The sequence below is a fragment of the Xanthomonas sp. DAR 34887 genome, from assembly GCF_041245805.1.
Lineage (GTDB): Bacteria > Pseudomonadota > Gammaproteobacteria > Xanthomonadales > Xanthomonadaceae > Xanthomonas_A > Xanthomonas_A tesorieronis.
This window is the reverse complement of the sequence record NZ_CP162490.1, coordinates 3,685,025-3,697,503: the sequence shown is the minus strand read 5'-3', so window position 1 is coordinate 3,697,503 and position 12,479 is coordinate 3,685,025. Positions and strand designations below refer to the sequence as shown.

9 protein-coding genes and 1 tRNA gene are annotated in these 12,479 nt (G+C 65.7%); 8 read left to right on the top strand and 2 right to left on the bottom strand.

From position 1 onward, the window contains the following. Window positions 1–107 precede the first annotated feature (107 nt). The 8 genes from murJ (at window position 108) to AB3X08_RS15455 (ending at window position 9,864) form a co-directional block, all read left to right on the top strand. Window positions 108–1,700 (top strand): murein biosynthesis integral membrane protein MurJ, encoded by a 1,593-nt coding sequence (gene murJ, locus AB3X08_RS15490; protein WP_369938548.1) that lies wholly within the window; start codon window positions 108–110, stop codon window positions 1,698–1,700. Window positions 1,701–1,913: 213 nt separating this feature from the next. Further along, entirely contained in the window at window positions 1,914–2,942 is a 1,029-nt protein-coding gene (locus AB3X08_RS15485; protein ID WP_369933683.1) for a bifunctional riboflavin kinase/FAD synthetase, read from the top strand. Between the two features lie 6 nt (window positions 2,943–2,948). After that, window positions 2,949–5,780 carry an isoleucine--tRNA ligase gene (ileS, locus tag AB3X08_RS15480; protein ID WP_369933681.1) on the top strand — a complete coding sequence of 944 codons (2,832 nt, stop codon included), beginning with the start codon at window positions 2,949–2,951 and terminating at the stop codon, window positions 5,778–5,780. A 109-nt stretch (window positions 5,781–5,889) separates the two neighbouring features. Continuing rightward, a complete protein-coding gene (gene lspA / locus AB3X08_RS15475; RefSeq protein ID WP_369933679.1) occupies window positions 5,890–6,393 on the top strand; it encodes a signal peptidase II in 504 nt (167 codons plus the stop codon). Window positions 6,394–6,400: 7 nt separating this feature from the next. Beyond that, on the top strand, window positions 6,401–7,351 hold the full coding sequence (gene ispH, locus AB3X08_RS15470) for a 4-hydroxy-3-methylbut-2-enyl diphosphate reductase (RefSeq protein ID WP_369933677.1): 951 nt from the start codon (window positions 6,401–6,403) through the stop codon (window positions 7,349–7,351). 35 nt (window positions 7,352–7,386) lie between these two features. Further along, a tRNA-Thr gene (locus AB3X08_RS15465) sits at window positions 7,387–7,462 on the top strand. Window positions 7,463–7,570: 108 nt separating this feature from the next. Beyond that, window positions 7,571–8,752, top strand: coding sequence for an AAA family ATPase (locus tag AB3X08_RS15460; RefSeq protein WP_369933675.1), 1,182 nt, complete (start codon window positions 7,571–7,573; stop codon window positions 8,750–8,752). Then, a complete protein-coding gene (locus tag AB3X08_RS15455) occupies window positions 8,728–9,864 on the top strand; it encodes an AAA family ATPase (RefSeq protein WP_420018231.1) in 1,137 nt (378 codons plus the stop codon). Before AB3X08_RS15460 ends, AB3X08_RS15455 begins: the two co-directional genes overlap by 25 nt. A gap of 324 nt (window positions 9,865–10,188) precedes the next feature. Here AB3X08_RS15455 and AB3X08_RS15450 read toward each other — a convergent pair whose 3' ends face one another. Then, window positions 10,189–10,461, bottom strand: coding sequence for a lysozyme inhibitor LprI family protein (locus AB3X08_RS15450; protein WP_369938547.1), 273 nt, complete (start codon window positions 10,459–10,461; stop codon window positions 10,189–10,191). Between the two features lie 259 nt (window positions 10,462–10,720). Continuing rightward, entirely contained in the window at window positions 10,721–12,460 is a 1,740-nt protein-coding gene (locus tag AB3X08_RS15445) for a peptidase M61 (RefSeq protein WP_369933671.1), read from the bottom strand. Window positions 12,461–12,479: the final 19 nt, after the last annotated feature.

The window sequence follows — 12,479 nt, the reverse complement described above, 5'->3', positions numbered from 1 at the left end:
TTCCTGGAAAGCTGTGTGGTGGATAAAAACAAGCGGGAGAGTATGAAGGTTCTAAACAACTGCGTCAAGCCAATTGTCAAGAGGGTCGCCGCATGAGCGCGCCGCGCATGCTCCGCGGGCTGCTCTCGTTCAGCAGCATGACCATGGTCTCGCGCGTGCTGGGGCTGGTACGCGATCAGGCTATCACCATTTCGTTCGGCGCCAACGCGACCACCGACGCATTCTGGGTCGCGTTCCGCATTCCCAACTTCCTGCGCCGGCTGTTCGCGGAAGGCTCGTTCGCCACCGCCTTCGTGCCGGTGTTCACCGAGGTCAAGGAGACCCGGCCGCACGCCGACCTGCGCGCGCTGATGTCGCGGGTGTCCGGCACGCTGGGCGGCATCCTGCTGCTGGTCACCGCGCTGGGGCTGATCTTCACCCCGCAGGTGGCGCTGCTGTTCAATCCCGGCTCCAGCGACGACCCGGCCAAGTTCGGGCTGATCGTGGACCTGCTGCGGCTGACCTTCCCGTTCCTGCTGTTCGTGTCGCTGACCGCGCTGGCCGGCGGCGCCTTGAACAGTTTCCACCGCTTCGGCCTGCCGGCGCTGACCCCGGTGATCCTCAACCTGTGCATGATCGCCGGCGCGCTGTGGCTGGCGCCCAAGCTGGACGTGCCGATCCTGGCGCTGGGCTGGGCGGTGCTGGTCGCCGGCGCGCTGCAGCTGCTGTTCCAGCTGCCGGCGCTGCGCGGCATCGACCTGCTGACCCTGCCGCGCTGGGGCTGGAGCCACCCGGACGTGCGCCGGGTGCTGACGCTGATGGTGCCGACCCTGTTCGGCTCCTCGATCGCGCAGATCAACCTGCTGCTGGACACGGTGATCGCCTCGTTCCTGTACGCCGGCTCGCAGAGCTGGCTGTCGCAGGCCGACCGCTTCCTGGAGCTGCCGCTGGGCGTGTTCGGCGTGGCGCTGGGCACGGTGATCCTGCCGGCGCTGTCGCGGCACCACGTCAAGACCGACCATGCCGGTTTTTCCAACGCGCTGGACTGGGGCCTGCGCACCACGCTGCTGATCGCGGTGCCGGCGATGCTGGGGCTGATGCTGCTGAGCCAGCCGCTGGTGGCCACGCTGTTCCAGTACGGCAAGTTCACCGCGTTCGATACGCGCATGGCGGCGATGTCGGTGTTCGGGCTGAGTTTCGGCCTGCCTGCGTTCGCGCTGCTGAAGGTGCTGCTGCCGGCGTTCTATTCGCGCCAGGACACCCGTACCCCGGTGCGCGCCGGCGTGGTCGCGCTGGTCGCGAACATGGCGCTGAACCTGGTGTTCCTGGCGATCCTGTACCAGCTGTGGGTGCCGGCCGAGCTGCGCGCGCAGGGCGTGCGCGCGGCGCTGGCAGCGGTGCCGGGCCTGCACCTGGCGCTGGGTCTGGCCAGCGCGGTGGCCAGCTACATCAACCTGTCGCTGCTGTGGCGCTGGCTGCGCCGTGCCGAGGTCTACCGGCCGCGGCCGGGCTGGGCCGGCTACCTGCTGCGGCTGGGCGTGGCCTGTGCGGCGATGGTGGCGGTGCTGGGGCTGGGCCTGCACTGGCTGCCCGGCTTCACCACGATGGACAAGTGGCACCGCATCGGCAGCCTGTTGGCGCTGGTCGGTGGCGGCGGGGTGGTGTACCTGCTGGCGCTGCTGGCGTTGGGGTTCCGGCCGCGGGATTTGCGCGAGCAGTAGGTCGGGGACCCTGGAGCCGGATTTTTCGCCCGGGTTTCCTGGCTTTTATAGGAGCGGCTTCAGCCGCGACGGGCGTTACCGGTAAGGCCGTCGCGGCTGAAGCCGCTCCTACAGGCTTTGGCGCCGGGTCCCGAGTCTTGCGCCACCCCGTTATACTCGACGGTTACGCATCATCGGCCGGCGCACTCCAGCGCCGGCGCTTCGGACCGAGGAATGAGCAGGCTGTTTAGAGACGTCGAGGGCGGGACTCTGTTCCCGCAGGGAAGCGTGGTCTGCATCGGCGCCTTCGATGGCCTGCACCTGGGCCACCGTGCGCTGGTGCGCCATGCGCTGGCGCGTGCCCGCGCGTTGGGCGTGCCGGCGGTGGCGTTGAGCTTCGAGCCGCTGCCGCGCGAGTTCTTCGCACCCGCCGCGCCGCCGCCGCGGCTGACCCTGGCGCGGGCCAAGGTCGAAGGCCTGCAGCAGCTCGGCGTGGACAGCGTGGGCCTGCTGCGCTTCGACCGGCGCCTGTCGTCGATGAGCGCGCAGGACTTCGTGCAGCGCACCCTGGTGGATCGGCTGCAGGCGCGCGAGGTGTGGATCGGCCCGGCGTTCCGCTTCGGCCACAAGCGCGGCGGCGACATCGCGCTGCTGCGCGAGATGGGCGCGCAACTGGGCTTTTCCGCCGGCGAGATCGAGCCGGTGCACCTGCGCGACGAGCGCATCTCCAGCACCCGGATCCGCGAACTGCTGGTGGCCGGCGAATTCGCCCACGCCGCCGAACTGCTCGGCCGCCCGTACGCGATCGACGGCCGCGTGGTGCGCGGCAAGCAGCTCGGACGCACCCTCGGCTATCCCACCGCGAACCTGCGCTTCCCGCGCACGCCGGCGCTGTCGGGCATCTACGCGACCTGGGTGCACGGGGTGACCGAGCGGCCGTGGCCGTCGGTGTCCAGCTTCGGCACGCGGCCGACGGTGCAGGGCGTGGAGCCGCTGCTGGAAGCGCACCTGTTCGATTTCCACGGCGACCTGTACGGGCGCCACATCGCCGTGGAATTCGTCGCCAAGTTGCGCGACGAAGAAAAGTTCTCCGATCTGACGGCGCTGACCGAACAGATGCACCGCGACGCCGCCCTGGCGCGCCGCCTGCTCGCCTCCGCGCAGGCGCCTGCGACGTCGCGCGCTGACGACGATGGCGCGCACCGCGCGCACCCGCCCGCGCCTTCGCGCGCGGACACCCCCATGAAGACCACCGACCGGTAAATCCCCGTGACCCAGGACTACAAAGCCACCCTCAATCTGCCGGCGACGGACTTCCCGATGCGCGGCGATCTGCCCAAGCGCGAGCCGGACACGCTGGCCCGCTGGGAGAGCGAGGGGCTGTACGCGCGCCTGCGCGACAACGCCCAGGGCCGGCCGCTGTTCGTGCTGCACGACGGCCCGCCGTACGCCAACGGCGCGATCCACCTCGGCCACGCGGTCAACAAGATCCTCAAGGACATCATCGTCAAGTCCAAGTACCTGGCCGGCTTCGACGCGCCGTACATCCCGGGCTGGGACTGCCATGGCCTGCCGATCGAGATCGCGATCGAGAAGAAGTTCGGCAAGGTCGGGGTCAAGCTGGATGCGGCGCAGTTCCGGCAGAAGTGCCGCGAGTACGCCAACGAGCAGATCGACATCCAGCGCCGCGATTTCAAGCGCCTGGGCGTGATCGGCGATTGGGACAACCCGTACCGCACGCTGGACTTCCATTTCGAGGCCAACGAGATGCGCGCGCTGGCCCGGATCGTCGACAACGGCCATCTGACCCGCGGCGTGAAGCCGGTGCACTGGTGCTTCGACTGCGGCTCGGCGCTGGCCGAGGCGGAGATCGAGTACGCCGACAAGCAGTCGCCGACCGTGGACGTGGCCTACACCGCGCGCGACGGCGCGGCGCTGGCGGCCGCGTTCGGCGTCGCGCTGCCGGACGGTGTCGAAGTCGCGGTGCCGATCTGGACCACCACGCCGTGGACGCTGCCGGCGTCGCTGGCGGTGTCGCTGGGGCCGGACCTGCGCTACGCCCTGGTCGAAGGCCCGGACCACGCCGGCCGCCGGCGCTGGCTGGTGCTGGCCGATGCGCTCGCCGAGCGCGCGCTGCAGCGCTACGGCGTGACCGAGGTGGTGGTGCACGGCCGCGCCGCCGGCGCGGCCCTGGAGAACCAGGTGCTGGCGCATCCGTTCTACGACGAGCGCGACATCCCGCTGATCCTGGGCGACCACGTCTCCGACGAGGACGGCACCGGTGCGGTGCATACCGCGCCCGGGCACGGCCAGGAAGACTATGTGGCGGCCAGGCAGTACGGCCTGATCGAACGCTACACCGCCGCGCAGATCAACCCGATCGACGGCCGCGGCGTGTACCTGCCCTCGACCCCGCCGGCCGACGGCGTGGCGCTGGCCGGGCTGCACATCTGGAAGGCCAACGACACCATCGCCGAGGTGCTCGCCGCGCGCGGCGCGCTGCTGGCGCACGCGAGCATGGTCCACAGCTACCCGCACTGCTGGCGGCACAAGACCCCGATCGCGTTCCGCGCCACGCCGCAGTGGTTCATCTCGATGGAGCAGGCCCACCTGCGCGCCGACGCGCTGAAGGCGATCGAGGGCGTGCACTGGTATCCGTCCTGGGGCCAGGCGCGCATCGCCGGCATGGTCGCCGGGCGTCCGGACTGGACCATCTCGCGGCAGCGCACCTGGGGCGTGCCGATCGCGCTGTTCGTGCATCGCGAGACCGGCGAGCCGCATCCGCGCAGCACCGAGCTGATGCGCCAGGTGGCCGACCGCGTCGAGGAGGGCGGGGTGGACGTGTGGTACACGCTCGACGCCGCCGACCTGCTCGGCGACGAGGCGGGCGATTACGACAAGATCACCGACATCCTCGACGTTTGGTTCGATTCGGGCGTGACCCACGAGGCGGTGCTGGCCGAGCGCGGCATTCCCAAGCCGGCCGACCTGTACCTGGAAGGTTCGGACCAGCATCGCGGCTGGTTCCAGTCCTCGCTGCTGACCGGCGTGGCGCTGGACCAGGCGGCGCCGTACCGGCAGTGCCTGACCCACGGCTTCACCGTGGACGAGCACGGCCGCAAGATGTCCAAGTCGCTGGGCAACGGCATCGAACCGCAGGACATCATGAAGACCCTGGGCGCGGACATCCTGCGCCTGTGGATCGCCTCCAGCGACTACAGCAACGAGATGTCGCTGTCGCAGGAGATCCTCAAGCGCAATTCCGACGCCTACCGGCGCCTGCGCAACACCGCGCGCTTCCTGCTCGGCAACCTGCACGGCTTCAATCCGGCCATGCATCTGCGCACCCTGCCGGAACTGGTGGCGCTGGACCGTTGGATCGTGCACCGCGCCTACGAGGTGCAGGAGCAGATCAAGGTCGCCTACGCGCGCTACGACTTCGCCGCGATCGTGCAGGCGCTGCTGAACTTCTGCAGCGTGGACCTGGGCTCGCTGTACCTGGACGTGACCAAGGACCGGCTGTACACGATGCCGGAGGACTCGCATGGCCGGCGTTCGGCGCAAAGCGCGATGTTCCATGTCGCCGAAGCGTTCGTGCGCTGGATCGCGCCGATCCTGAGCTTCACCGCCGACGAACTGTGGGGTTACCTGCCCGGCGCGCACGTCGGCAACGTGCTGTTCGCGACCTGGTACGAAGGCCTGGCGCCGCTGCCGGAGGATGCGCCGCTGAGCGCGGCCGATTTCGATCAGCTGCTGGCGCTGCGCGAGCAGGTGGCCAAGGTGCTGGAGCCGATGCGCGGCAACGGCGTGATCGGCGCGGCGTTGGAGGCGGAGATCACCGTCGCCGCCGACGCCGCCACGGCCGCCAAGCTGCAGCCGCTGCAGGAGGAGCTGCGCTTCCTGTTCATCAGCGGCGACGTGGTGGTGCGCGAGGCCAGCACCGACGAGATCTTCGTCAGCGCGCAGGCCACCAGCAAGCAGAAGTGCGTGCGCTGCTGGCACCATCGCGCCGACGTGGGCGTGAATCCGGCGCATCCGGACCTGTGCGGCCGCTGCGCCGGCAACGTCGATGGCCCGGGCGAGGAGCGCCACTGGTTCTGATCCGCCCCTGCGCGGCACGGGCTGCGGCGGCGACGCGTTCGGCGTCGCCGCCGGCGTCCCCGCGTAGATTTCCGTTGCATCCACCCTTCGCCCGAGGCGGACCCCGCGCATGACCGTACGACCCAAACCCTCCGCGCTGATCTGGCTGCTGCTGTCGGCGCTGGTGATCGGCCTGGACCAGTGGAGCAAGGCCTGGGTGCTGTCCAGCCTGCCCGAGTTCACCGCGGTGCCGGTGATCCACGGCTTCTGGAACTGGTACCGCACCTACAACACCGGTGCCGCGTTCAGCTTCCTGAGCCAGGCCGGCGGTTGGCAGCTGTGGCTGTTCACCGCGCTGGCGGTGGGCATCAGCGGCCTGCTGGCCTGGTGGCTGGCGCGCACTCCGCGCGGCGACTGGCGCAGCGCCATGCCCTACGCCCTGGTGATCGGCGGCGCGATCGGCAACGTGATCGACCGGCTGATGCACGGCCACGTGGTCGATTTCATCCAGTGGTACGTGGGCGACCACTACTGGCCCTCGTTCAACATCGCCGACTCGGCGATCGTCGCCGGCGCCGTGGGCATCGCCCTGTTCGGCGTGTTCGACGGCAAGCCGAAGCGAAAAGCGGGATAATTGGGCCATGGACGTCCTGCTCGCCAATCCCCGTGGTTTCTGCGCCGGCGTCGACCGTGCGATCGAGATCGTCAAGCGCGCCATCGAGACCCTGGGCGCGCCGATCTACGTGCGCCACGAGGTGGTGCACAACCGCTTCGTGGTCGACGACCTGAAGCAGCGCGGCGCGATCTTCGTCGAGGAACTGGACGAAGTGCCCGACGGCAACACGGTCATCTTCAGCGCCCACGGCGTATCCCAGGCGGTGCGCCAGGAGGCCGAGCGGCGCGGGCTGAAGGTGTTCGACGCGACCTGCCCGCTGGTGACCAAGGTGCATTTCGAAGTGGCTCGGCACTGCCGCGCCGGCCGCGACGTGGTGCTGATCGGCCACGCCGGCCACCCGGAAGTGGAGGGCACGATGGGCCAGTGGAACCGCGAACGCGGTGCCGGGCGCATCTACCTGGTCGAGGACATCGAGCAGGTCGCCACGCTGGAGATCCAGCAGCCGCAGAACCTGGCCTACACCACCCAGACCACGCTGTCGGTGGACGACACCCGCGGCATCATCGACGCGCTGCGCGAGCGCTACCCGGCGATGCAGGGGCCGAAGAACGACGACATCTGCTACGCCACCCAGAACCGCCAGGACGCGGTGCGCGACCTGGCCAGACAGTGCGACTTGGTGCTGGTGGTCGGCTCGCCGAACAGCTCCAACTCCAACCGGCTCAGCGAGCTGGCGCGGCGCGACGGGGTGGAGTCCTACCTGATCGACGGCGCCGACGAGATCGACCCGGCCTGGGTCGCCGGCAAGCGCCGCATCGGCCTGACCGCCGGCGCCTCCGCGCCGCAGGTGCTGGTGGACGGGGTCATCGCGCGGCTGCGCGAACTGGGCGCCGACGGCGTCGGCGAACTGCCCGGCGAACCGGAGTCGATGGTGTTCGCCCTGCCCAAGGAACTGCGCCTGCGCCTGGTCAATTGACCGGCGGCCGGCGCCCCCCTAGAATTGGCGGTTCAGCCGGAATAGCTCAGTTGGTAGAGCGGCGCATTCGTAATGCGTAGGTCGTAGGTTCGATTCCTATTTCCGGCACCATGCTGTAATAGAAGGCCGCTCCGAAAGGGGCGGCCTTTTTGCTTTCAAGCCTTGGCGTCCCGGCTACGGCGGTACATCATGCCTCATGGAAGGCGCAGGGGGCGCGCAATGCTTAGGAAGTTCGTCAAGATTAGCAATGTCGGTCTGCTACGGGACGGTGTGCCTACCACACCGGCCAACTTCGATGCTGTTACTTTGATATATGCCGAGAACGGGCGCGGCAAATCAACATTAGCCAATATCTTGCGCGCAGTTGCGCAAGGCGACGTGCAAGCAGTGGTAGGCGGAAAGACAATCGACTCGCCCGATGCGCCACACGTCAATCTGCTTTGCGACGTAGGGGGCGGCAATGTGCCGGTGGTCCTCAAGGACGGGGCATGGTCGGGCACAGCGCCCGAAATCTTTGTATTCGATCCGACTTTTGTTGAGGATAACGTATTCTCGGGGCAGGAGGTCCGAGCGGATCAACGGCAATCCCTCTTGAAATTCGCCCTAGGCACAGAGTCAGTAAAGCTCGAAAAGGAACATCACGAGCTGACGTCGCTGATTGCCGACCAAACACGTGCGATGACCGACGCAAGTAGGCGGCTACTTGCATTAGGCAAGCAGATGCCGGTTGACCAGTTCATCGCATTGCAAGATGTACCGGATGCTGATGCCAAGATAGCCGCGCTACGTAGCCGGCTGGAAGCGGCGAAGAACGCAGCGGCTTTCCTTCAGCGACAAGGACCAGACGCTCTCCCCCTAATTGAGTTCGATATTGACGCATTCTTCAATATCCTCAGTTCTACGTTTCAAGGCATCCGCGAAGATGCCAAGACGCTTGTCCAAAGGCATTTTCAGCTGTACGAGGCTCCGCCCGGAATCGAAGAATGGGTGACGAAGGGGCGGGAGTTTGGACTAGAGCATGGTTGCCCGTACTGCGGGCAAAGCTTGGAAGGTGCTGAGCTAATTGAAGCGTATGACGGATATTTCAACACGGCCTATGACGATTTCATGGCTAAAGTTGCCGTTCTCAGGCGCGGGGTGGAAACGCGCTTCTCTGACGCAAAGATCTACGCATACAAAGCCGCGCTCGACGTGAACGAGGCTCGCGTGAAAGCATGGAACGATCAGCTCGACATACAACCTCCATTGCTTGATCTAGAACAGGTCCAGCGGACGCTTTCTAGCGTCCGGGAGTTGGCTGGTGAACTCGCGCTACAGAAACAGCGACGCAGCAAAAGGCCGCGATTTCGCAATTGCTCGGCGAGATTCGAGGGCGGGTGGAAATGCACAACTCCTCCGTGAAGGATATTTCCGGGCGCATCACTACGTTCAATCGCGACTTGGGGGCTGAATCTGCGGCGGCCATTACCGCTTCAATCTCTCGTCTTGAGGCGGTGATTGCAAAGCGCGCGCCGCAGGCTGAGGAAGCGATAACGGAATACATGTCGGCCAAAGCCAAGAAAGACGAGCTGACTACCAAAAAGACGGAGGTGAAGGAGAAGCTGGATGGACTTCTCCCGGCAATTCTGGGCCAGTATGAGGTGCACATTAACGCGTTTCTTCAGAAGTTCAGCGCGTCATTCTCGGTTGAGAAGTTCACGACGAGCGCACGTGGCGGGACGGTGCGAACGGAGTACGGTCTGAAACTTCGCGGTCACTCTGTGGGGCTAGGGTCGCGAGAAGAAATGCACCAGAGTTTCAGGGGTATTCTAAGCGAGGGGGACAAGCGAACTCTGGCACTTGCATTCTTCTTCGCTCGACTTATGGCACTCGGTGGTCAGATCGGTGGGAAAGTTGTAGTTCTCGATGATCCGGTCTGTAGCATGGATTCAAATAGGCGGACTCGAACGATCCAAGCTATCGCTGATTTGGCTGCGGCTGGCGCTCAAGTTGTCGTCCTTTCTCATGATGCTTATTTCCTGTTGGCTCAACGGGACATGCTCGCCGGCCCAAGGTACAAAATACAGGCAATCGTGCATGAGATTCGGCGAGCGGCGAATGATTATTCAATCATTGATTCGTGCGATCTCGACTATCTCTGCCAGGAGCCCTACATCCAGCGGTATGGAAAGGTGATCGCCTACTTGGAAGGCACCTATCAAGGAAGGCTGGACGAAGTTGCGGATGACCTGCGCCCGCTTGTTGAGGGGTTCTTCAAACGGAGGTTTCCGGCACCCCTTCTGCGCAAAGAGGCGAATCTTGGGCAGATCATCGGGGACATTGAGAAGGCTCCGGATGATTCGCCACTCGCGCTGGCGAAAGTAGCATTAGAAAAGATGCGATCCCTCAATGATTTCTCCACAAGGTTCCATCATGACGACATGCAGCCGACTCCCGCTGTGACGGATGTGGAGTTGAAACAGTTCGCGAAGATGGCGCTAGAGTTGATACACGGCGACACTGTGATCCACTAGCTCACGGAAAAATCCACCGCGGCCCCTCGCTCAGCACTAACCGCGGCGCGAGTCGCCAGCCCTGCGAGGTCTGGATACGTTCGGCCTTGAGAGCTTCCAGCGATGGCGGCCGAAGGCCGTGCTTCTTGCGCTTTCGAGCTTAGTCCGGGAGACGATCCGCCCGGACGCGATGTGCTACCAGCGGTGCGCCGTCGAGCATGGAGTGCAGTTGGCGGGCCGCGTCTTCGCCGAGGTTGCTGACAGCGCCTTCTCTCTGCAATTTGCGGTGGTTAGGGTGCCGACGACCTGGTATCTATATCAGTGTTAGGGCTAGTATTTGCTTTATTACCCTCGGGGGCACGATTTCATCTTTTTCACAAATGCTATTCGTGCTCTGGTGGCTGAAGTTTTGCAAGCGCTGATAAGCATGGGGCGCATCGAGCCCCCTTCTTCTGCCTCCGTTTCTTCGTTGCATGCTTTTTCAAGCTCCGCTTCCCAAGCGGCTTGAGCACTATCTATCTTGGCTCGGCAGTGCGGCAGGGATTCCCGCTTCGCCTTGACTGCAGCCTCGAGGTCGAGGTCTGACGCAACGAAATTTCGAAAAGCGCAGATGTTCATGCTGAGCTGTGTTCGATCACAGTCGCTCAGTAGCTGCTGCAGTTCTGTTTGGGGAATTCGGCTGCGGTTGGAGAGCTCCTCCACAATCTTGGATTGGTGGGTCGCGCACGCGACCAACCCAGAACACATCGCGACAGTCAGGCGTGCAAGTGCACCGACTGTTCGTTTCGTGTAGGTTCCGACTGTCATGGAAATTCCATCTTCATGCCCTATGGCGGCAGTCTAGGCAGAGATGTGCTCCGGTTCCACCGTCTATTGATCATTGCGCCTGGGTGGTGGCAGGCAGCGAGCACGTGGGCTCCGCAACGCCCTGCTTGCGCCTCCATTGCCACGTTGCCACGGTCTCACCACGCGGCTTGTATGAGACCGTCAACGGCTTGCCGTCGCGCTTCAACTGCAAAGTGAGGATGCCGTCCTGTTCGCCCTGCAACTGGTCCTGGCCGACCGGGCGGATGATCTCGTCGCCATTTTGCACGCCCGCCTTGGCCGCGGCCGAACCGGGGATCAGGTCGCGGACGATGCGTGGGGATTCGGTCAGCACCGCGGGGGCGAAGCCGAGTTCGTAGCGGCGCATCGGTTGCGAGACGCGTTCGAAGCAGGGGCCGAAGGCGTCGCTGGCCGGTAGTGGTGCGGCGCCGTCGAGCATGGCGTGCAGCTGGCGGACCGCGTCTTCGCCAAGGGCGTCGCGCAGCACCGCTTCCCAGTCGGCGATGCCGAGCTGTTTGTTGCGTTGCTGCCGATGCAGCATGTCCAGCATCAGATCGTCCAGCGACTTGCGGCCGCCGCTGGCCTTGCGCATCGCGTCGTCCACGGTGACGAAGTACAGGAAGCCGCGGTCGTAGGGCAGAGTGCGGATGCGGGTGTCCTGCCAGAACTTCGCGGCCACATCGCGGTTGGGGGCGTTGCCGAGTAGGTTGGTGTAGTAGCGCGCGGCGGTGAAGTTCAGATCCTTCAGGAACGCGTCGGCATCGATCATGCCGTAGCGGAACGGCAGGCGCGCCTGGTAGAACACCGCCATGCCTTCGTTGAACCAGGCTTCGTTGAGGCTTTCGCCGTCGTACTGGGAGTTCATGTGCGGCTGGAAGGTGTGGAACATCTCGTGGGCGAGGGTCAGTTCCAGTTGTTCCGGATCGTTGCCGCGGTCGTCGTCGTAGGTGACGATGAAGGAGTTGTACATGCCCATGCCGCCGCCGGGATTGACCCGGTTGCGGCGCAGGAAGACGCCGTAGGGCGTGGCCGGTACGGCGAAGAAGGCCTGGTAGTGCTGGCGCAAGTGTTGGGTCCACGCCAGCAGTTTTGCCGCGTCGAACGGGGTGGTGCCCTGCCAGGCGGAAAAGAAGCCGGTGGCGTCGGGCGCCTGCGGGTAGAGGCCGATCTTGCCGGCCATGAAGTAGCTGCTGTCCAGCGCTTCCATGTCCACGTCGTGGGCGTTGCGGTCCTGCAGGCTGCTCACGGCCTGCGCACTCGCGCCCAGCGCGCTCAGGTCCCAGTGCAGCGCGATGTCGTGCCGGCCGCTGGGCGGATGCAGCAGGAAGGTGGCGCCGGCGCCGGAGAAGGCGGCTTCCTCGCTGCGCAGTTCGATCGGCGGCGCAGCGCCGCGCGCGGCCAGGGCTTCCGTCATCGCCGCGCGGTAGGAAAAGCGCAGGGTGCCGGCGACAGCGCGGTCGGCGTACCACTCGCGCTTCCGGGCCGGGCCTTCGCTGTGGTCGCGATAGCGCAGTTGCACGGCGCCGCCGTCGTCGCGCGCGGGCAGTTCGCCGACGCTGGCGGCGATGGTGGGCACGTTGCTGGTCACGTGCGGCATCGCCAGCACGGTGGTGCCGGCCGGGGTGGCCGGCAGCGGGATCGCTTCGTCCACCAGCAGCGCCTCGATCCTGCCATCGGTGGTACTGGCCTGCGCGTGGATGGTGATCGCGTACGGCGCATCGGTCGCGGCCAGGGCCGGAGACGCGGCCGCGGCGAGGGCAAGGAACAGGCAGCGTTGGCGTGGCATTTTCATCGGCAAGGGTCGCGGCAGG

What these genes read in the sequence shown, in the direction of transcription:
- murJ (WP_369938548.1), top strand. Translation starts at nt 108, where the DNA reads ATGCTCCGCGGGCTGCTCTCGTTCAGCAGCATGACCATGGTCTCGCGC.
- AB3X08_RS15485 (WP_369933683.1), top strand. Translation starts at nt 1,914, where the DNA reads ATGAGCAGGCTGTTTAGAGACGTCGAGGGCGGGACTCTGTTCCCGCAG.
- lspA (WP_369933679.1), top strand. Translation starts at nt 5,890, where the DNA reads ATGACCGTACGACCCAAACCCTCCGCGCTGATCTGGCTGCTGCTGTCG.
- ispH (WP_369933677.1), top strand. Translation starts at nt 6,401, where the DNA reads ATGGACGTCCTGCTCGCCAATCCCCGTGGTTTCTGCGCCGGCGTCGAC.
- AB3X08_RS15460 (WP_369933675.1), top strand. Translation starts at nt 7,571, where the DNA reads ATGCTTAGGAAGTTCGTCAAGATTAGCAATGTCGGTCTGCTACGGGAC.
- AB3X08_RS15450 (WP_369938547.1), bottom strand. Translation starts at nt 10,461, where the DNA reads ATGAACATCTGCGCTTTTCGAAATTTCGTTGCGTCAGACCTCGACCTC.
- AB3X08_RS15445 (WP_369933671.1), bottom strand. Translation starts at nt 12,460, where the DNA reads ATGAAAATGCCACGCCAACGCTGCCTGTTCCTTGCCCTCGCCGCGGCC.